Annotated in this window: 16 protein-coding genes; all 16 read right to left on the bottom strand. The window is 70.2% G+C overall.

Translation table 11 applies throughout. The features are described from left to right. Positions 1-72: 72 nt before the first annotated feature. The gene (gene mmsB, locus AB0K07_RS08245; protein WP_363751947.1) at positions 73-1,323 is read right to left on the bottom strand and encodes a multiple monosaccharide ABC transporter permease; all 1,251 of its coding nucleotides are present in this window, start codon (positions 1,321-1,323) and stop codon (positions 73-75) included. After that, complete coding sequence (gene mmsA / locus AB0K07_RS08240; protein ID WP_363751945.1) at positions 1,320-2,858, bottom strand: multiple monosaccharide ABC transporter ATP-binding protein; 1,539 nt, start codon at positions 2,856-2,858, stop codon at positions 1,320-1,322. The genes mmsB and mmsA overlap by 4 nt, the downstream gene beginning before the upstream one ends. A gap of 82 nt (positions 2,859-2,940) precedes the next feature. After that, positions 2,941-4,083, bottom strand: a complete 1,143-nt coding sequence (gene chvE, locus AB0K07_RS08235; protein ID WP_363751943.1) for a multiple monosaccharide ABC transporter substrate-binding protein — start codon at positions 4,081-4,083, stop codon at positions 2,941-2,943. A gap of 224 nt (positions 4,084-4,307) precedes the next feature. After that, a complete protein-coding gene (locus AB0K07_RS08230; protein ID WP_363751940.1) occupies positions 4,308-5,297 on the bottom strand; it encodes a LacI family DNA-binding transcriptional regulator in 990 nt (329 codons plus the stop codon). A gap of 291 nt (positions 5,298-5,588) precedes the next feature. Next, positions 5,589-7,091 carry an L-arabinose isomerase gene (gene araA, locus AB0K07_RS08225; RefSeq protein WP_363751937.1) on the bottom strand — a complete coding sequence of 501 codons (1,503 nt, stop codon included), beginning with the start codon at positions 7,089-7,091 and terminating at the stop codon, positions 5,589-5,591. 26 nt (positions 7,092-7,117) lie between these two features. After that, on the bottom strand, positions 7,118-8,107 hold the full coding sequence (yjfF, locus tag AB0K07_RS08220) for a galactofuranose ABC transporter, permease protein YjfF (protein ID WP_363751934.1): 990 nt from the start codon (positions 8,105-8,107) through the stop codon (positions 7,118-7,120). Then, positions 8,104-9,174, bottom strand: coding sequence for an ABC transporter permease (locus tag AB0K07_RS08215; protein WP_363751932.1), 1,071 nt, complete (start codon positions 9,172-9,174; stop codon positions 8,104-8,106). Before AB0K07_RS08215 ends, yjfF begins: the two co-directional genes overlap by 4 nt. After that, complete coding sequence (locus AB0K07_RS08210) at positions 9,171-10,712, bottom strand: sugar ABC transporter ATP-binding protein (protein ID WP_363751930.1); 1,542 nt, start codon at positions 10,710-10,712, stop codon at positions 9,171-9,173. Before AB0K07_RS08210 ends, AB0K07_RS08215 begins: the two co-directional genes overlap by 4 nt. Before the next feature lie 71 nt (positions 10,713-10,783). After that, the gene (locus AB0K07_RS08205; protein ID WP_363751927.1) at positions 10,784-11,785 is read right to left on the bottom strand and encodes an ABC transporter substrate-binding protein; all 1,002 of its coding nucleotides are present in this window, start codon (positions 11,783-11,785) and stop codon (positions 10,784-10,786) included. Positions 11,786-11,916: 131 nt separating this feature from the next. Further along, positions 11,917-12,609 carry an L-ribulose-5-phosphate 4-epimerase gene (locus tag AB0K07_RS08200; protein ID WP_363751924.1) on the bottom strand — a complete coding sequence of 231 codons (693 nt, stop codon included), beginning with the start codon at positions 12,607-12,609 and terminating at the stop codon, positions 11,917-11,919. Further along, the gene (gene araB, locus AB0K07_RS08195; RefSeq protein WP_363751921.1) at positions 12,606-14,288 is read right to left on the bottom strand and encodes a ribulokinase; all 1,683 of its coding nucleotides are present in this window, start codon (positions 14,286-14,288) and stop codon (positions 12,606-12,608) included. Before araB ends, AB0K07_RS08200 begins: the two co-directional genes overlap by 4 nt. Positions 14,289-14,609: 321 nt before the next feature. Then, positions 14,610-15,398 carry an ABC transporter permease gene (locus AB0K07_RS08190; protein WP_363751918.1) on the bottom strand — a complete coding sequence of 263 codons (789 nt, stop codon included), beginning with the start codon at positions 15,396-15,398 and terminating at the stop codon, positions 14,610-14,612. Further along, entirely contained in the window at positions 15,395-16,351 is a 957-nt protein-coding gene (locus tag AB0K07_RS08185) for an ATP-binding cassette domain-containing protein (RefSeq protein ID WP_363751915.1), read from the bottom strand. The genes AB0K07_RS08190 and AB0K07_RS08185 overlap by 4 nt, the downstream gene beginning before the upstream one ends. Before the next feature lie 44 nt (positions 16,352-16,395). Then, complete coding sequence (locus tag AB0K07_RS08180; protein WP_363751913.1) at positions 16,396-17,238, bottom strand: DUF4097 family beta strand repeat-containing protein; 843 nt, start codon at positions 17,236-17,238, stop codon at positions 16,396-16,398. A gap of 76 nt (positions 17,239-17,314) precedes the next feature. Beyond that, positions 17,315-17,839, bottom strand: a complete 525-nt coding sequence (locus tag AB0K07_RS08175; RefSeq protein WP_363751912.1) for a toxin-antitoxin system HicB family antitoxin — start codon at positions 17,837-17,839, stop codon at positions 17,315-17,317. A gap of 80 nt (positions 17,840-17,919) precedes the next feature. Then, positions 17,920-19,131 (bottom strand): FUSC family protein, encoded by a 1,212-nt coding sequence (locus AB0K07_RS08170; RefSeq protein ID WP_363751911.1) that lies wholly within the window; start codon positions 19,129-19,131, stop codon positions 17,920-17,922. Between the last annotated feature and the right edge of the window lie 18 nt (positions 19,132-19,149).

Below are 19,149 nucleotides of genomic sequence, written 5' to 3'. Positions count from 1 at the left end.
CTGGGGCAGCTCGACAGGAGGGCGCACGGACGAACGAGCCCCGGAGGCGTGCCGGCACGCACTGTCCCGGGGTCAGCGGGTCCCTGCGGCGCGTCGCTTGTTGTAGACGTCGAAGGCCACGGCCACGAGCAGCACGAGCCCCTTCACCACCGACTGCGTCGACTGGTCGACACCCATCAACTGCATGCCGTTGCTCATCACCGCCATGATCAGACCACCGACCATCGCGCCCACCACGGTGCCCACCCCGCCGGTGACCGCCGCACCACCGATGAAGGCGGCGGCGATCGCGTCCAGCTCGAACATGTTGCCGGCGGCGGGCTGCGCGCCGTTGGACCGGGAGGAGTAGATGACGCCGGCCACCGCCGCCAGGAAGCCCATGTTGACGAACATCCAGAAGTTGACGGTGCGGACCTTCACCCCGGACAGCGCCGCGGCCGAGAGGTTGCCGCCGATCGCATAGACCTGGCGACCGAAGACGGTGCGCCGGGTGAGCAGGCCGTAGACCAGGACGAGGACCGCCAGGATGATCAGCACGATCGGAAGCCCACGGGCGTGCGCCAACTGCCAGGCGAAGTACATGATGACCGCGCCGACCACGGCGACCCGGGCGACGAACAGCGGGAACGACTCGACGGGCTGCTGGTAGCGGATCCGCGCGACGCGGGTACGGAAGCCGCTCACCGCGTACCCGGCCACGGCGACCGCGCCGATCAGCAGCGTGAAGGCGTCGAAGCCCTGCCCGCCGAGCAGTCCGTTGAGGAATCCCGCCGCGACGCGCTGGTACTCGGCCGGGAACGGCGACAGCGAGATGTTGTCCAGCACCCGCAGCGTGAGGCCACGGAACAGCAGCATTCCGGCCAGGGTCACGATGAAGGCCGGGATCCCGGCGTACGCCACCCAGAAGCCGTGCCAGGCGCCGACCGCGACGCCGACGACCAGCGCGGCCAGGACGCCGACCCACCACGGATAGCCCTGCTGGATCACCAGGACGGCGGAGACCGCTCCGGTCAGCGCGACCACCGACCCCACCGACAGGTCGATGTGCCCACCGATGATCAGGATGACCATCCCGATCGCGAGCACCAGGATGTACGAGTACTGCAGGACGATGTTGGTGATGTTCCCGGGGCTCAGCGACACCCCGTCGGTGAGGATCGCGAAGAGCGCGACGATGACGACCAGGGCGACGTAGATCCCGCTCTGCCGCAGGTTGTTCAACACCAGGGCCCGCAGGTCGCTCGTCCCGGTGTGCAGGGCGGCGGCGGGCGTGCTGTCCGGGGGCTTCGGGCGCTCCGTCGAGGGGGTCCTGATGCTGGTCATCCGACGAGCTCCTTGTCCTTGGTCATCAGCTCCATGAGGCTCTCCTGGGTCGCCTCGCCGACCGGCTTCTCACCGGTGATCCGGCCGGCCGCCAGGGTGTAGATGCGGTCACACATCCCGAGCAGCTCCGGCAGCTCGGAGGAGATGATGACCACCGCCTTGCCCTCGGCCACCAGCCGGTTGATGATCGTGTAAATCTCGTACTTGGCGCCGACGTCGATGCCGCGCGTCGGCTCGTCCAGGATCAGCACGTCTGGGTCGGTGAAGAGCCACTTCGACAGCACGACCTTCTGCTGGTTGCCGCCGGAGAGCTTGCCGACCACCGCCATGACGCTGGGCGTCTTGATGTTCATCTCCCGCCGGCTCGCCTCGGCGACCTTGATCTCCTCGTTGCCGTTCACCCAGCCCATCCGGGCCAGCCGGGCCAACGCGGCGGCGGAGACGTTGCGGCGGACGTCGTCGATGAGGTTCAGGCCGAAGCGCTTGCGGTCCTCCGTGACGTAGGCGATGCCGTTGTCGATCGCCTCCGCGACGGTACGGGCCCTGACCTCCCGCCCGTGCACGAACAGCCGTCCGGTGATGTCGCGGCCGTACGACCGGCCGAACACGCTCATCGCCAGCTCGGTGCGCCCGGCACCCATCAGTCCCGCGATGCCGACGACCTCACCGGCCCGCACGGACAGGCCGACACCCTCGACGACCATCCGCTCCTGGGTCGGGTGCCGCACCGACCAGTCCTCGATCCGGAGCACCTCCTCGCCGGGGGACGACACCCGGTCGGGATAGAAGGCGTCCAGGTCGCGCCCGACCATGCCCCGGATGATCCGCTGCTGGGTCACGTCCTCGGCCCTCATGTCGAGGGTCTCCACCGCGCGCCCGTCGCGGATGACAGTGGTCGAGTCGGCGATCGCGGTGATCTCGTTGAGCTTGTGGGAGATCATGATGCAGGTGATCCCCTGCTCCTTGAGCTGGCGCAACAGGTCGAGCAGGTGAGCCGAGTCGACGTCGTTGAGGGCCGCGGTCGGCTCGTCGAGGATGAGCAGGCGCACCTTCTTCGACAGCGCCTTCGCGATCTCCACGAGCTGCTGCTTGCCCACGCCGAGCTGGATGACGGGGGTGACCGGGTTCTCGTGCAACCCGACCGACGCCAGCAGCTCCGCCGCGTCGGCGTTGGCCCGGTTCCAGTCGATGAGCCCGCTGCGGCCCCGTCGTTCGTTGCCGAGGAAGAGGTTCTCGGCGATCGACAGGTACGGCACCAGGGCCAGCTCCTGGTGGATGATGACGATGCCGTTGGCCTCGCTGTCCCGGATCCCGCGGAACTGCATCGGCTCGCCGTCGAAGAGGATCTCACCGTCGTACGAGCCGGCCGGGTGGACGCCGGACAGCACCTTCATCAGGGTGGACTTGCCGGCGCCGTTCTCGCCGCAGATGGCGTGGATCTCGCCCCGGCGCACCGCGAGGGTGACGTCCTCCAGCGCGGTCACCCCGGGGAAGGTCTTCGTGATACGACGCATCTCGAGGATGGTGTCGTCCATGGTCACTGTCCTCATCGTCAGGATCGGGACGCGGTACGCCATGGCGCCGGGCCCGGCGGCGAACGCCGAGCCCGGCGGACGGCTACTTCTTGGCCTGACCGGCGGCGACCTCTTCCGCCGTCCAGTAACCGGAGTCGATCAGCGTAGCCTTGATGTCGTCCTTGTAGACGGTCGCGATCGGCAGCAGGTACGACGGCACGACCTTGACGCCGTTGTTGTACGTCTGCGTGTCGTTGGCCTGCGGCTGCTTGTCCTGCAGGAACGCCTCCGCGGCGTTCACGGCCTGGTCGGCGAGCAGGCGGGTGTCCTTGAAGACGGTGGAGCCCTGCACGCCGTCGTTGATCAGCTTGATCGAGGCGATCTCCGCGTCCTGGCCGGTCACCACCGGGATCTTCTTGCCGGCGGCGCCGTAGCCGGCGTTCTGCAGGGCGGTGATGATGCCCCGGGAGATGCCGTCGTACGGCGACAGGACCCCGTCGACCCGCGCGCCGTCGTTGTAGCTGGAGGTGAGCAGGTCCTCCATCCGCTTCTGCGCGGTCTCCTGCTGCCACCGCAGGATGGCCACCTGCTCGATGGTGGTCTGGCGCGACTTGACCTTCAGCGTCCCGCCGTCGATGAACGGCTTCAGGGTGTCCATGGCGCCGCCGAAGAAGTACTGGGTGTTGTTGTCGTCGAGCGACCCGGCGAACAACTCGACGTTGAACGGGCCCTTCGCGGTGCCCTGCGAGCCGTCCTTGTTCTGCAGGCCGAGGCCGACCAGCAGCGCGGTGGCCTGGGCGACGCCGACCTTGTAGTTGTCGAAGCTGACGTAGAAGTCGACGTTCTTGCTGCCGCGGATCAGTCGGTCGTACGCGATCACCGGGATCTTCGCGTCGGCGGCGGCCTGCAACTGGCCGCTGAGCGCCGTACCGTCGATCGCCGCGACGACCAGGACGTCGGCGCCCTGGGTGATCATCTGGTCGACCTGCTGCGACTGGGTGGGGATGTCGTCGCCCGCGTACTGGAGGTCGACCTTGTAGCCCTTCGCCTCCAGCTTCTGCTTCACCGCGTTGCCGTCGGCGATCCACCGCTCGGAGGTCTGGGTCGGCATCGACACACCGATGGTCAGGTCGCCGGGCTTCTCTCCGCTGGTGTCACCGCCGCTGCCCGCACCCTCGCCACTGCATGCCGCCAGGCTCAGCGCCAGCACCGCGCTGCCGAGAGCAACCAGGAACTTCCTGCCCACGGGCTTCTCCTCTCTGGACTCCCCCGCCGACCGCCGGGGCCACCTGTCACCTTCCGGGTAGTGTTAGCGCTCACATAGAGCACGTCAACACTTAGTCGGAAATACCGGTGTCACGGTCTCGTAACGGAGGACCCGTCGGCGAGCGGAGCCGAAACGGTCGTCCACCTTGGACCAGGACCGACGCCGTGCGCCGGCGCACGGCGTCCACCGGGCGGGCGCGCCGGTCAGGGTCGGGGCGGTGCGGCGACGCTGTCGCGGGAAACCAGGCTCGGGGCGATGGTCTGCCGCAGCGCCCCGGCGGTGCCCGACTCGACCTGGGCCAGCAACAGCTGGATGCTCGCCTGCGCCACCGCGTCGAAGTCCGGCCGGACGGTGGTCAGCGGCGGGATGAAGTATGCCGCCTCCGGCACGTCGTCGAAGCCGACCATGCTGATCTCGTCCGGCACCCGCCGACCAGCCTCGTGCAACGCGCGCAGCACACCGAGCGCGAGGTGGTCGTTGGCGGTGAAGACCGCGGTGACCTCCGGCATCCGCGCCAGCAGCTGCCCACACCGGTAGCCCGAGGCCGCGGACCAGTCCCCCTGCATCAACGGTGGCGGGTCAACCCCGGCGGCCAGCAGCGCCTCCCGCCAGCCCTCGATCCGCCCGACGCTGTCGAACCAGTCGGACGGCCCCGACACGTGCCAGACGGTGCGGTGCCCGGCGTCGAGCAGATGCTCGGTCGCCGCCCGGGCACCCGCCACCTGGTCGACCGTCACCAACGGCACCGGCCGGCGGGGGTCACCGTCGACGGTGACCAGTGGCACGTCCTTGGGCAGGCGTTCCAGCGCCTCACCGGCCGACTCCACCGGCGCGATGACGACGATGCCCGCGACCCGGTGCGACAGGTGCCGCTCGACCGCGGCCGAGATGGAACGGTAGTCCAGGTCCCGCACGCTGCCCACACTCACCGCGAAACCCTCCTCCGCGGCGGTCTGCTCCAACGCGGCCAGCAAGGACGCCGGCCCGTACAACGTCGTGTTCTGCGCGACCACGCCGATCACCTGCGACCGGCCGGTCACCAACGCACGTGCGGCGCCGTTGGGCCGGTAGCCCAGCTCAGCGATCGCCGCCCGCACCCGCAACCGGGTCTGCTCACGCACATTGGGGTGCCCGTTGAGCACCCGCGACACCGTCTGGTGGGAGACACCGGCCAGACGAGCGACGTCCGTCATCGCCGGACCATGCACGGCCATGTCACTTCCCCCGTCTGTGTACCCGAAGCCGCGGCCCGCCGACGTCGACCAGAGCGGTCGGCCGACCCCGCCGCGCAGCCGCCACGCCGGTGCCGAACCCCCACTGACCAGCGCCGGATGGCCGACAGTCTACGTCAACCGACACCCTGACCAGGCGTCCGGCCGGTCGGGGCCGACGGCGCGGGCGGCGCGCGCGTCTCCTGCCTGGGCAGGGCATCCCGCCGCCCACGCCGCCCGTCACGGTCACCGCCTCACCGTCTCGTGATCACGCTAGAACCCGCGGGCCAGCCGGTAGTAGGCCTGGTTCCAGCGGATCTCGTCGGCGAAGCGGCGGGGCTCGGTGCCGGCGTCGATGACGACGAGTTCGGTCCGGCTCATCTCGGCCAGGTCGTGCAACTCCTCCACGCCCACCGCCTGCGACAGCACGGTGTGGTGCGGGGCGCCCGCGGTGATCCACGCCTCGGCCGAACCGGGCAGGTGCGGACGCGGACGCCAGACCGCCCGGGCCACCGGCAGCCGCCGCAGCGGCTGCGGCGGTGACACCACGTCGATCTCATTGGCCACGAGCCGGAAGCGCTCACCCATGTCGGCCAGCCCGAGCACCACCGCCGGACCGGGTGCCGCGTCGAACACCAGCCGGACCGGGTCCTCGCGCCCGCCGATGCTCAGCGGGTGGATCTCGACGTCCGGCACGCCGCCCGCGATGCTCGGGCAGACCTCGAGCATGTGCGCGCCGAGCACCAGCTCCTCGCCCGGGGTGAGGTCGTAGGTGTAGTCCTCCATGAACGACGTGCCACCGTCCACGCCCACGGACATCGCCTTGAGGGTCCGGACCAGCACCGAGGTCTTCCAGTCGCCCTCGCCGCCGAAGCCGTAGCCGTCCGCCATCAGCCGCTGCACGGCGATGCCGGGCAGCTGGCGCAGGCCGCCGAGGTCCTCGAAGTTCGTGGTGAACGCCCGGAACCCGCCGGCGTCCAGGAAGGCGCGCATGCCGAGCTCCAGGCGTGCGGCGTAGCGCAACGAGTCGTGCCGCTCGCCCCCGGGCCGCAGCTCGCCGACGATCCGGTAGCTGTCGTCGTACTCCTTGACCAGGTCGTCCACCTGCGCGTCGGCGACCCCGCCGACCACCTCGACCAGGTCGTTGACGCCGTACGTGTTGACCGACACCCCGAAGCGCAGCTCCGCCTCGACCTTGTCGCCCTCGGTCACGGCGACGTCGCGCATGTTGTCGCCGAAGCGAGCCAGGCGCAGCGACCGCATCGCCGACCAGCCGAGCGCCGCACGAGCCCACGCCCCGACCCGGGCGGTCACCCGCGGATCGCTGACGTGCCCGGCGACGGTCTTGCGCGCGACACCGAGACGGGTCTGGATGTACCCGAACTCGCGGTCGCCGTGTGCGGCCTGGTTCAGGTTCATGAAGTCCATGTCGATCTCGTCCCACGGCAGCAGGACGTTGGCCTGGGTGTGCAGGTGCAGCAGCGGTGTCTGCAGCGCGTCCAGGCCGGCGATCCACATCTTCGCCGGCGAGAAGGTGTGCATCCACGCGATCACCCCGATCGCGCCCTGCGCGGCCGCGTCACGGCAGACCCGCTGAATGTCACCGCTGTTGGTCAGGACCGGCTTCCAGACCACCCGGGCGGGGATCTGCGGCGAGTCGTCGAGCGCGGCCGCGATCACGCGAGACTGCTCGGCCACCTGCCGGAGAGTCTCCTCGCCGTACATGCCCTGGCTGCCGGTGAGGAACCAGATCTCGGGTGCGGTGTGTGGTGCCATGGGGTTGCCTTCCGCGAGAGGGGCGATCACTTGTAACGGATTCCGATGAGCCGCTGGAGGAGGATGAACGCGAAGAGCAGGCCGCCGATCACGATCTTGGTCCACCAGGAGTTGAGGCTCCCGTCGAACGTGATGAGGGTCTGGATCACACCCAGGACCAGGACGCCGAGCACCGTGCCGAAGACGTAACCCGAGCCACCGGTGAGCACGGTGCCGCCGATGACGACGGCCGCGATGACGTCCAACTCCATGCCGACGGCGATCAGGGGCGCGCCGGAGAGGGTGTAGAAGGACAGCAGGATCCCGCCGATCGCGGAGCACAGGCCGCTGATCGTGTAGACGGCGATCCGCGTACGCCCCACCGGCAGGCCCATCAGCAGCGCCGACTGCGGGTTGCCGCCGATGGCGTGCACGTTGCGCCCCAGACGGGTGTAGGCCAGCGTGTAGGCGGCGACGAGGACCACCGCGAAGGCGACGAGCACGCTGATCGAGACGAAGTTGCCCCGGGGATCACCGATCCGCTCCTGCGACATCCTGGTCCAGAACCCGTCGGAGATCGGGATGGACGAGCCGGAGATGAACGTGCACATCCCCCGGGCGAAGAACATCCCGGCGAGCGTGACGATGAACGGCTGGATCTCGAAGAAGTGGATGGCGCAACCCATCAGCAGGCCGAGCGTCGGGCCGATGAGAAGGGCGATGACGAGAACGAGCGCCGCCGGAAGGCCCTTCTGGAGCAGCGAGGCCGACACCATCGCCGTCATGGCGACGACGGATCCGACCGACAGGTCGATGCCCCCGGTGAGGATCACGAAGGTCATCCCCACCGCGACGACGAGCAGGAAGCCGTTGTCGATGAAGACGTTGAAGATGACCTGCACGTTGGAGAACGCCTGGTATTGGGACACGCCGACGCCGTACATGACCAGCAGCAGGGCGAGCGTGGCCAGGACGGGTATCTGCCGCCTCGGCAGCCGGAGGCGGGTACGGCCGGCGGTGAGCGATCCGGTGGTCATGCCGGCACCTGCTCCTTCGGCGAGTCGGTGACGGGGCTGGGCGGTGGGGCACTGCTCCTGCGGCGGGTGAACCGGGCCCGGAAGGCCGGCGCCTGGATGAGGCAGACGGCGATGACGACGACCGCTTTGAACAGCAGCGACGTCTGCGGCGAGATGTTCATGGCGTACACCGTGGTGGTCAGGGTCTGGATGATCAGTGCGCCGAGGATGGTGCCGCTGAGGAAGAACCGGCCGCCGGCGAGGGACGTGCCGCCGATGACGACCGCGAGGATGGCGTCGAGTTCCACCCACAGGCCGACGGCGTTGCCGTCGGCACTGGAGACGTTGGCCGTCATCATGAAACCGGCGACCGCGGCGCAGACGGCGCTGAGCACGTACGCGAGGAAGATGACCCGGCCGGACCGGATTCCGGCGAGTCGGCTCGCCTCGGCGTTCCCACCCACCGATTCCACGATCATGCCGAGCGCGGTGCGGCGGGTGAACGCGGCGACGAGCAGGGCCGCGGCGAGGGCGATGAAGATGGCCAGCGGCAGGGTGAGCAGGTGGCCCAGCCCGATCGCCCGGAACGGCTCGGAGTTGATGGTGATGATCTGGCCCTGGGTGACCAACTGGGCGAGACCTCGGCCGGCCACCATGAGGATCAGGGTGGCGATGATCGGTTGGATGCCGATCACGGCGACCAGCACACCGTTCCAGGCGCCGAGCACGAGCGCGACCCCCAGCGCCATCGCGAGGGCGGTCAGCACGACGGCGAGGCTGTTCTGGTTGGACTGCTCGCTGATGTACAGGCAGGCGATCGCGCCGCTGATGGCGCAGATCGATCCGACCGACAGGTCGATGCCACCGGTCGAGATGACCAGGGTCATGCCCAGCGCGACGAGGATCAGCGGGGCGCTCAGCCGCAGGATGTCGATCGGTGTGCCGTAGAGGTGCCCGTCCTTCAGTTCGATGGACAGGAACCCGGGCCGGTAGATCGTGTTCGCCGCCAGCATGACGACGAGCACGGCGGCGGGCCAGAACAGCCGGTGACCAGTCATCGCCCGGTAGCGGCTCACGGTGTCGTTCATCGGTCTGCCTCCTCCCGGTGGGTTCCACTGGCGATGGTCTGCATGACGCGGTCGGCGTCGAGGCTGTCGTCGTTGGGCAGCTGCGCGACCATCTGCCGGTCCCGCAGCACGGCGACCTTGTGGCTGAGGCGCAGCACCTCCTCCAGCTCGGCGGAGATGAACAGCACGGCCATGCCGCCGTCGGACAGCTGCGTCACGAGCTTTTGGATCTCGGTCTTCGCGCCGATGTCGATGCCACGGGTGGGCTCGTCGAGGATCAGCAGCCGCGGCTCGGTGATCAGCCACCGGGCCAGGAGCACCTTCTGCTGGTTGCCGCCGGAGAGGTTGCGCACCGGCACCTCCGGGTCGGCCGGCCGGATGCTGAGAGCCTTGACGTACTTGTCGACCAGCTCGTCCTGGCGCCGACGCGGGATGGGCCGCAGCCAGCCGCGGGCGGCCTGCATGGCGAGGATCAGGTTCTCCCGGACCGACAGGTCGGCGACGATGCCCTCCGCACGGCGGTTCTCCGAGCAGAAGCCGATGCCGTGGCCGATGGCCTGTGCGGGGGTCCGCAGGCCGCTCGGTTTGCCGTCCACCGCGACCTGACCGCTGTCGGACCGGTCGGCCCCGAACAGCAGCCTTGCCACCTCCGTACGGCCGGAGCCCAGCAGGCCGGCCAGGCCGACCACCTCGCCGGCGTGGATCGTGAGGCTGAACGGCTCGACCGCACCCGCCCGACCGAGGTCCGACACCGCCACCAGCGGGGTGCCCTTCTCCAGCGCGGCGACGTCCCGCCGGGAGTGCTCCTCGATCCCCTCGAGAACGTCGAGTTCCTTGCCGATCATCTTCTCGACCAGGGTGAGCTGAGGAAGCTCGGCGGTCGGGTACTCGCCGACGAGCCTGCCGTTGCGCAGCACGGTGATGCGGTCGGCGATCTCGTAGACCTGGTCCAGGAAGTGCGTCACGAACAGGATGGCGATGCCTTCGTCGCGCAGTTGCCGCATGATGCGGAACAACTGCGCCACCTCGCCGGCGTCGAGGCTGGACGTCGGCTCGTCGAGGATCAGCACCCGGGCCTGGATGTCGATCGCGCGGGCGATGGCGACCATCTGCTGGATCGCCAGGGAGTACGAGCCGAGCGGCGCGCTGACGTCGAGGTCGAGGTCGAGGCGGGCCAGCAGGGTCCGGGCGCGGCGGCGAACCTCCCCCCAGCGGACGGCGCCGAGGCGTCGGGGCTCGCGGCCGATGAAGATGTTCTCCGCCACCGAGAGGTTGGTGCAGAGGTTGACCTCCTGGAAGACGGTGCTCACCCCGGCGGCGGTGGCCTGCATCGGCCCGCTGAAGGACACCGGCTGGCCGTCGAGGGTGATCGTGCCCTCGTCGGTGTCGTAGACGCCGGTCAGCACCTTGATGAGGGTCGACTTGCCGGCGCCGTTCTCGCCCATCAGGGCGTGCACCTCGCCGGGGAGGAGCCGGAAGTTGACGTCGTGGAGTGCACGCACCCCGGGGAAGGACTTGCTGATCCCGGTCATCGTCACGACCGGACGGTTATCCGTCATCCGATCAGGCCTGTTCTAGAGGTGGTGGGCACAGGGGCCGCCACGCGAACGTGGCGACCCCCGGGCGTCGATCAGTACTTACGGTTGGGCAGAGCCTCCTTGGCCTGCTCCTGGGTGAAGGTGGTCTCCTCGGTCTCGATCCGGGCAGGCACCTCCTCGCCGGCGTCGACCTTCTTGGCCAGGTCCATCAGCTGTGGGCCGAGCAGCGGGCTGCACTCCGCGATGAAGTTGAACTTCCCGTCGGCGAGAGCCTGCATGCCGTCCTTGACGGCGTCGACCGTGATGATGGTGATGTCCTTGCCCGGCACCTTGCCGGCGGCGGTGATCGCCTCGAGTGCGCCCAGGCCCATGTCGTCGTTGTGCGCGAACAGCACGTCGATCTTCGGGTTGGCCTTGAGGAACTGCTCCATGACCTGCTTGCCGCCCGCCCGGGTGAAGTCACCCGGCTGGGAGGCGATGATCTTCAGGTTCGGGTTGGCGGCGATCGCCTCGCCGAAGCCCTTCTTGCGGTCGTTCGCCGGCGCCGCACCGGTGTTGCCCTGCAACTCCACGATGTTCACCGGGCCGGAGGCGGTCTTCTTCTGCTCGATGAGCCACTCACCGGCGAGCCGGCCCTCCTTGACGAAGTCCGAGCCGAGGAACGTCTTGTAGAGGGACTTGTCGGCCGAGTCGACCGAGCGGTCGGTCAGGATCACCGGGATGCCGGCGTCCTTGGCCTCCTTGAGCACGGTGTCCCACCCGGACTCCACGACCGGCGAGAAGGCGATCACGTCGACCTTCTGCTGGATGTAGTTGCGGATGGCCTTGATCTGGTTCTCCTGCTTCTGCTGCGCGTCGTCGAACTTCAGCTCGACGCCCGCGGCGGCGGCCGCCTCCTTGATCGAGGTGGTGTTCGCGGTACGCCAGCCGCTCTCCGCGCCGACCTGGGAGAAGCCCAGCGTGATCTTGCCGTCGTCCGTGGACCCGCCGCCAGTGTCGCTGTTACCGCAGGCCGCCACGCTGCCGACGAGCAGCACGGTGGCGAGGACCGCGGCGGCGCGCCACGGAGCGGAGTGCGGTCGCATCTTTCTCATCGGATCTCCTTGGCTCGGTGGGGGTGGGTGCCCGCGGCGGCCGCCAAGGTGCGGAGGGCGACCTACGCGGATGGTGCGTGCTGGTGCCGTCGGTGGTGCGGGCCGGCGGGTTCCGGAGTGGCCGTTGCCGGTCAGGAACCCGTCGGTGAGGTCGGTTGCTGGCCGTAGACGGTCTGGTAGCGGTGGTAGAGCGCGTCGATGTCGGCCTGTGCGATCGGCACCGGCCGCCCGAGTGCGCGTGCGAGGTGCGCGGTGCGGGCGACGTCCTCGCACATGACCGCCGCCTTGACCGCCGCCCGTGCGTCGCGGCCGATGGTGAACACCCCGTGGTTACGCATGAGCACCGCGGGTGAGCGGTGCCCGGCGAGCGTGGTGACGATGCCCTTGCCGATGTCGTCCCCGCCGATCAGCGCGAACGGGCCCACCGGGATCTCCCCGCCGAACTCGTCGGCCTGCGCGGTGAGGTGGCAGGGGATCGCCTCCCCACGGGCGGCCCAGGCGGTGGCGTACGAGCTGTGCGTGTGCACCACCCCGCCGACCTCGGGCATCGCGCGGTAGACGTAGGCGTGGGCGGCGGTGTCGCTGGACGGGGCGAGGTCTCCCTCGACGAGGACGCCGTCGAGGTCGCAGACGACCATGGTGTCCGCCGAGAGCTCGTCGTAGCCGACGCCGCTCGGCTTGATCACCATGAGGTCCCGACCCGGAACCCGCGCGGAGATGTTGCCGGCCGTCCAGGCGACCAGGCCGTACCGGGTCAGCTCGGCGTGCAGGCGGGCGACCGTCTCGCGCAGCTGGCTGATCTGTCGGGTCACCTCGGTGTTCATGCGACCACCTCCAGCGGGGTCTCGTGCGGGGTCGCGGCGGTCCCGACCGCGGCGTTGCGGATCGCCCGCAGGCGGAGCATGACGTCGTTGCCACCGCGACCGAAGTGGTCGTGCAGCGCCCGGTACTCGGCGTAGAGGGCGTCGTACGCGCGCGCCCGGTCGGGGTCCGGTCGGTAGACGGCCTCGTGCACCCGGCCCATCGCCTGCGACGCCTCGTGGATCGACGGGTACTCGCCGGCGGCGACGGCGGCGTGGATCGCCGACCCGAGCGCGGGCCCCTGCGCGGAGGCGATGATGTTCAGCGGCCGCCTGGTCACGTCGGCGTAGATCTGCATCAGCAGCTCGTTGGAGGTGAGACCACCGGCGATCACCAGGTCGTTCACCGCCACCCCGGCCTCGACGAACGCCTCAATGATCATTCGGGTGCCGTACGCGGTCGACTCCAGCAGCGCCCGGTAGATGTCCTGCGGCCGGGTGGCCAGGGTCATCCCGACGATCAGCCCGCTGAGGTCGTGGTTGACCAGCAGCGACCGGTTGCCGTTCCACCAGTCCAGCGCGACCAGGCCGTGCGCGCCGACCGGCTGGCTGGCGGCCAGCTCGGTGAGGCGTTCGTGGGAGTCGACGCCGGCCGGCGCGGCATGCTCGACGAACCAGCCGAAGATGTCGCCGACTCCGCTCTGCCCGGCCTCGTAGCCCCACGCACCGGGGCTGATGCCCCCGTCGACGACGCCGCACATCCCGGCGACCTCCGCGACGTGCGGGCCGTTGACCACGTGGCAGGTGGAGGTGCCCATGATGGCCACCAGCCGACCGGGTTCCACGGCCTGTGCGGAGGCCGCGGTGACGTGCGCGTCGACGTTGCCGGCGGCCACCGCGATCCCCTCGGGCAGGCCGGTCCACGCCGCGGCGCGGGCGGTCAGCGTGCCGGCCCGGGCACCGAGCGGCAGCAGCGGGCCGTCCAGCTTGGCCACGAAGTCGCCGAAGTCCGGGTTGAGCGCGGTCAGGAAGCTCTGCGACGGATACCGGCCATCCTGCCGGATGCCCTTGTAACCGGCGGTGCAGACGTTGCGGGTCTCGGTGCCGCTGAGCTGCCAGACGACCCAGTCGGCGGCTTCGACGAAGCGCTCGGCCCGGTGGTAGACCTCGGGGTCCTCCTCCAGGATCTGCAGGCCCTTGGCGAACTGCCACTCGGCGGAGATCTTGCCGCCGTACCGGCCGATCCACGGCTCGGCCCGATCGTGCGCCAGGGCGTTGATCCGGTCGGCGTGCGGCTGGGCGGCGTGGTGCTTCCAGAGCTTCACCCAGGAGTGCGGACGGTCGCGCAGCTCCGGTGCCTCGCAGAGCGGTGTGCCGTCGGCGAACGTCGGCAGCACCGTGCAGGCGGTGAAGTCGATGCCGATGCCGACGATCGCGGCGGGATCCACCCCCGCGGCGGACACGGCCGCCGGGACGGCGTACCGCAGCACGTCGCGGTAGTCCTCCGGGTTCTGCAGAGCCCAGTCGGGCGGCAGCGGCCGACCTCCGGGAAGGGCCGCGCTGATCACTCCGTCGCCGTACTCGTGCACCGCGGTCCCCAGCTCGGCACCGTCGCCGACCCGGACCACCAGGGCTCGCCCGGACAGGGTGCCGAAGTCGACACCGACGACGTAGCGTTCGCCAGCTCCGTCCACAGGAATCATGTCCACCTCCACCGTCGACGGGCCCAGTGTTAACGCTCACATCCACCCTCGTCAAGACACTCACCGGCAACAGCTCCGTAACGTCGACGGGTGCCGCCGCGGGCGTACCCGGGCGCGGGCCGCCGGGCAGGGGCAGCGCCGAGCGGAGAACCCGGTTGACGAGGCCGATGTGGACAGCGGGCGGCAACCGTCCGACGCCGGAGGCCCTGACGACCCCCGCCCACGGGGCCGTTGGCACTCCCGAGCGTGGAACGCCGAAGGCCCGGCCTGCCGGCCGGGCCTTCGGGTGTGGCGGGATGTCGACCGCGAGCGGCGCGGGGATCAGCGGACGGGACTGCGGTTGTACCGCGCCCTGGCCCAGAAGAAGGAGAGCACGGTGATGACGGCGCACCACCCGACCGCGAGGACCGCGTTGGAGCCGATCCCGGTGCCCAGCAGCAGACCGCGCAGGGTCTCCATGACGGGGGTGAAGGGCTGGTAGTCGGCGAACCACCGCACCGCCGTCGGCATCGAGTCGGTGGGGACGAACCCGCTACCGAGGAACGGCAGCAGCACCAGCGGCATGGGCAGGTTGCTGGCCGTCTCGACGCTCTCGCTGACCAGCCCGAGGGCGACGGACAGCCAGGTGAGCGCAAAGGTGATCATGGCGAGCACGCCGATCGCGGCGAGCCACTCGACGGGGTCGGCCGTCGGCCGGAAGCCGACGAGCAGCGCCACACCGGTCACGACCGCGAGACTCAGCAGCGTCTGGAGCAGGCTGCCCAGCACGTGGCCGGTGAGGACCGACGGCCGGAAGATCGCCATGGTACGGAACCGGGCGATGATGCCCTCGGTCATGTCCATGGCAACCGAGATGGCGGTGCCCTGCGCCCCGCTGGCCACCGTGATGAGCAGGATGCCGGGGGTGACGTAGTTGGCGTACTCGGCCCGGTCGCCGGTCGGCCCGAGGCCGGCGCCGAGCGTGCCACCGAAGACGTAGACGAAGAGCAGCAGGAAGATGACCGGCATCCCGATGAGCAGGAGCGTCATCGACGGATAGCGCAGCATGTGCAGGAGGTTGCGCCGCAGCATCGTGCTCGAGTCGCGGGCGGCGAGGGTGAGAGTGCTCATCGCGCCAGGGCCCCTTCGTTGTCGGGTTGACCGGTGAGGGTGAGGAAGACGTCGTCGAGATCGGGGGTGTTCACGGAGAGGCCGGCCACGTGGATCGAGGCACGGTCGAGCTGGTCCAGCAGGGATCGCAGCGACGCGACCCCGCCGTCGCTCGGGACCCGCAGGGTGAGCGCCGTGTCGTCCCGGGTGGTCACCCCGAGCGTGTGCACGGCCGAGTCGAGCCCCGCCAGGTCGGCGAACTGCAGCACGACGTGGCCACCGGGGATGAGCCGCTTGAGCTCGCGCGGGGTGCCCTCGGCGATCAGGCGGCCGTGGTCGAGGAACGCGACCCGGTCGGCGAGTTGATCGGCCTCCTCCAGGTACTGGGTCGTCAGGAGGATGGTGACGCCACCGGCGACGAGATCACGGATGATCTGCCACATGGCCCGGCGGCTGCGCGGGTCGAGACCGGTCGTCGGCTCGTCGAGGAAGATGACGCGCGGCTCACCGACCAGGGTCATCGCGAGATCGAGCCGCCGACGCATACCGCCCGAGTACGTCGACACCGGCTTGCCCGCCGCCTCCGTGAGGTCGAACTGCTCGAGCAGCTCGACGGCGCGTCGCCGCCCGGTCGCCCTGTCCAGGTGGCGCAGGTCGGCCATCAGGCTCAGGTTCTCCCGGCCGGTGAGCAGATTGTCGACGGCGGAGAACTGCCCCGTGACCCCGATCAGTCCACGTACCGCGTCGGGCTCCCGGGTCAGGTCGTGGCCGCCGATACGGGCGTCGCCGCTGTCGGCATCGATCAGGGTGGACAGGATCTGCACCGTGGTGGTCTTGCCGGCGCCGTTCGGACCGAGCAGCGCGTAGATGGTTCCTTCGGCGATCTCCAGGTCGATGCCGTCGAGCACCACCTTGTCGCCGTAGGACTTGCGCAGGCCGGTGGCTGCTATCGCGGGTCGGGTCGCGCTTGCCATGGTCTCCTCTATTCGTGGACGGGGGTGTCGCCGCGCGCCGTTCATCAGGCGCGCCGGATCGTGATGTCGCCGTAGGAGGTGTTCGCCCGGACCTCGACCGTCTCGTCGGTCTGCGCCGGGCTGTCGGTCGTTTCGAGCCCGTTGTGCACCCGGCCGTGCCGGGAGCTGACGTCGAGCCAGGCGGCGGTCCCGCGGCGGACGCCGACCTCGATGGCCCCGTAGGAGGTCTGCAGCTCGATCGTCCCCCGCACGACCTCGCCCAGCCGGACGTTGCCGTGTGCCGTGCGGGCGACCACCGAGGCCAGCGGAGCGTCGACGATGATGTCGCCGTACGCGGTGTTGACCCGGACGTCGCCGCCGCTCCGGCCGATCCAGCAGTCGCCGGAGGAGTTCTTGATCTCGGCGGCGCCGTCGACCTCGCCGATGCGCACCTTGCCGGAGGACGACTTCACCCGGACCGGGCCGACCACGCGTTCCACAGCGACCTCACCGTGGCTGGTGTCGACGATCAGCGGCCCGGTCTGGTCGAGCCGGATCGCGCCCGCGGTCTTGAGGTGGCACTCGCCAAGCCGCCCCTCGCCGCGGAATGCGGCCCACGACGCCTCGGCGCGTACGCGGGATCCCGTCGGCACCTCGATCAGAACGTCGACCGAGGGCCCGCTGCCGAAGCCGTAGCGACGCCAACTCCTCGGCGCCCTGATGATCAGTTGCCCGGCGGCGTACTCGACGGTGGTCTGCTCCGCCGCGCTCACGTCGGCCTTGCTCGACGGGTTACGGGGTCGCACCTCGACGACCGTGTCGGCACGGTCGGTCGCGCTGATCCAGGCGTCCCCGACCGGCAGCTCGATCTGGACGGAGATGGCTTCGGGTGTATCGAAAACAGGCATGGTGGTCTCCCGGAAGGTGGACGGCGGAGATCTCCGCAGGTGAGCGGCGGGGAAGGAAAGTGGGGTACGGGGGGGGTCAGCGCGCCCAGCCGGTGAAGTGCTGGCCGGAGCGCGGCTCCACCCGGCGCGCCGGGCGACGATCCGGCTCGCCGGCGCCGATGGCACCGGCGACCGCTCGCACGAGCCAGGCGTTGACCGACAACCCGGCCCGGGCGGCGGCCTCCTCGACGCTGGCCTTCAACTGGTCGGGGAGTCGGAGGTTGATCCGCGAGGTGCCGCCATCGTCGCCAGCCGGAGCGAGCACCGGCGCCGGCAGCGCCGGAGGTTCAGCGGCGGCGTCCGCCGCGTCGGCCGGCGGGCCGGCCGGCGTCACGACGAAGTCGGGCTCGCGCCCGCGCAGCCGGACGTGCACCGACCCGGGGGCGAGCTCCCGGGTGATCTCGTCGGCCGCGTCGGACAGCGCGTCGAGCAGCATGAGACGGGTCGCCGCCTCCAGTTGGGTGGAGAGTCGCTCGGCCAACGCCCGGCCCTCCGGGTCGACCCCCTCCGCGGCGACAGCGAACTCGTTACGCAGGTTCTCGACGTACGGCCTCAGGTCCATGACGCCATCATGGCACCACTTTGGCTCAGGATGCAACCCTGATCGGCTCACAATGGTGCCATCGGCCGGATGTTCCCTGCTCATCGGCCCGCGTGGTTGGGCGGCCTCAGCTCACCGAAAGCGCGCCGGACGGCCTGATTGGCGTCCTCCTGGTCCACGCCGGTGGCCACCAGCAGGTCACTGACCGTCGTGCGGACCTGCGCGACGACGACCGCGCCGGAGAACCCGACCCCCTCCCGGTAGGCGTCACCGGCCGCGCACACCGCCCGCATCGCCTGTTCCCGCGCCCGCTTGGGTTCGTCGCCGGCGGCGAACTGCCGCTTCAACAACCGGACCGTCTCGGCCAGATCGGCGACCGCCCTCGGCATCGGCTCCGGTACCGGCTCACCGTCCTCGATCAGGCTCACCGCCCGGCGGATCAGCGTCCCGCTGTTGCGCATCGCCCGATCGATCGGCTCCGCCGCCTGCGCGTACCGGCCCACCGGCCCGTGCCGTTCATGCCAGTGCAGCGGGGACAGGGTGCTGGCCTCCCGTGCGCCCTGGGTCGCCTCGACGAGTGCCTTCAGCTCGTCCTTGTTCTGCCGCAGCTCATCGCGCGCCACCCGCGCCGGCGCGGCGTCGCGGTTGGCCAGCGCGCCAGCGGTCGCGTCCAGTTGGGCACTCAGGAGGTCCAACGCCGGCCGCGCGGCCCGATTGAGCACCCGCAGCGGGTTCAGCGGCAGCAGGACGGCGGTGACCAGCAACGCGACCGCTCCCCCGACGAGGGCGTCCACGAACCGGGGGATCTCCAGGTCGCGTACGGACGGGCTGAGCGTGCAGATGAGCACCGCCGTCGCCCCGGCCTGGATCACCACCGCCGCGCTGCCGGCGAGGAACAACGCGACGACGATCGCCAGCACGACGATCAGGGCGAGCTGCCACCACCCCGTGCCGATGAACACGAGCAGCAGGTCGCCGATCAGCACGCCGACCGTGACACCGATGATCAGCTCGACCGTCCGGCGCAGGCGTTGGCCGACCGACGCCGCGAGGGTCGACACCGCCGAGATCGGCGCGAACACCGGCTGCGAGATGTGCAGCACCTCGTGCACCACCAGCCAGGACAGCGCCGCGGCGAGGCCGGCCTGCACGGCGAGCCCGCCGAAGGCGCGTACCCGATGCAGCCGCTCCCGCAGGGCGGACGCCGCACGGCCGCCGAGCCGGGCCGCAGTCGTCGCCGGACCGGAATGGTCTGTGCCGTCGGCGCGGGTCGGCGTACTCCCGCCAGCTCCGTCCCGACTGGCCTCGACCATGGCGGCACCTACCCCGCA

Origin of the sequence: Micromonospora sp. NPDC049301, assembly GCF_040678715.1 — a bacterium.
Lineage (GTDB): Bacteria > Actinomycetota > Actinomycetes > Mycobacteriales > Micromonosporaceae > Micromonospora.
This window is presented reverse-complemented; position numbering and strand designations above follow the sequence as displayed.

Excerpts from the sequence above, each read along its gene's own strand:
- mmsB (WP_363751947.1), bottom strand. The coding sequence starts at position 1,323 with ATGACCAGCATCAGGACCCCCTCGACGGAGCGCCCGAAGCCCCCGGAC.
- mmsA (WP_363751945.1), bottom strand. The coding sequence starts at position 2,858 with ATGGACGACACCATCCTCGAGATGCGTCGTATCACGAAGACCTTCCCC.
- AB0K07_RS08230 (WP_363751940.1), bottom strand. The coding sequence starts at position 5,297 with ATGACGGACGTCGCTCGTCTGGCCGGTGTCTCCCACCAGACGGTGTCG.
- araA (WP_363751937.1), bottom strand. The coding sequence starts at position 7,091 with ATGGCACCACACACCGCACCCGAGATCTGGTTCCTCACCGGCAGCCAG.
- yjfF (WP_363751934.1), bottom strand. The coding sequence starts at position 8,107 with ATGACCACCGGATCGCTCACCGCCGGCCGTACCCGCCTCCGGCTGCCG.
- AB0K07_RS08215 (WP_363751932.1), bottom strand. The coding sequence starts at position 9,174 with ATGAACGACACCGTGAGCCGCTACCGGGCGATGACTGGTCACCGGCTG.
- AB0K07_RS08210 (WP_363751930.1), bottom strand. The coding sequence starts at position 10,712 with ATGACGGATAACCGTCCGGTCGTGACGATGACCGGGATCAGCAAGTCC.
- AB0K07_RS08205 (WP_363751927.1), bottom strand. The coding sequence starts at position 11,785 with ATGAGAAAGATGCGACCGCACTCCGCTCCGTGGCGCGCCGCCGCGGTC.
- AB0K07_RS08200 (WP_363751924.1), bottom strand. The coding sequence starts at position 12,609 with ATGAACACCGAGGTGACCCGACAGATCAGCCAGCTGCGCGAGACGGTC.
- araB (WP_363751921.1), bottom strand. The coding sequence starts at position 14,288 with ATGATTCCTGTGGACGGAGCTGGCGAACGCTACGTCGTCGGTGTCGAC.
- AB0K07_RS08190 (WP_363751918.1), bottom strand. The coding sequence starts at position 15,398 with ATGAGCACTCTCACCCTCGCCGCCCGCGACTCGAGCACGATGCTGCGG.
- AB0K07_RS08185 (WP_363751915.1), bottom strand. The coding sequence starts at position 16,351 with ATGGCAAGCGCGACCCGACCCGCGATAGCAGCCACCGGCCTGCGCAAG.
- AB0K07_RS08180 (WP_363751913.1), bottom strand. The coding sequence starts at position 17,238 with ATGCCTGTTTTCGATACACCCGAAGCCATCTCCGTCCAGATCGAGCTG.
- AB0K07_RS08175 (WP_363751912.1), bottom strand. The coding sequence starts at position 17,839 with ATGGACCTGAGGCCGTACGTCGAGAACCTGCGTAACGAGTTCGCTGTC.
- AB0K07_RS08170 (WP_363751911.1), bottom strand. The coding sequence starts at position 19,131 with ATGGTCGAGGCCAGTCGGGACGGAGCTGGCGGGAGTACGCCGACCCGC.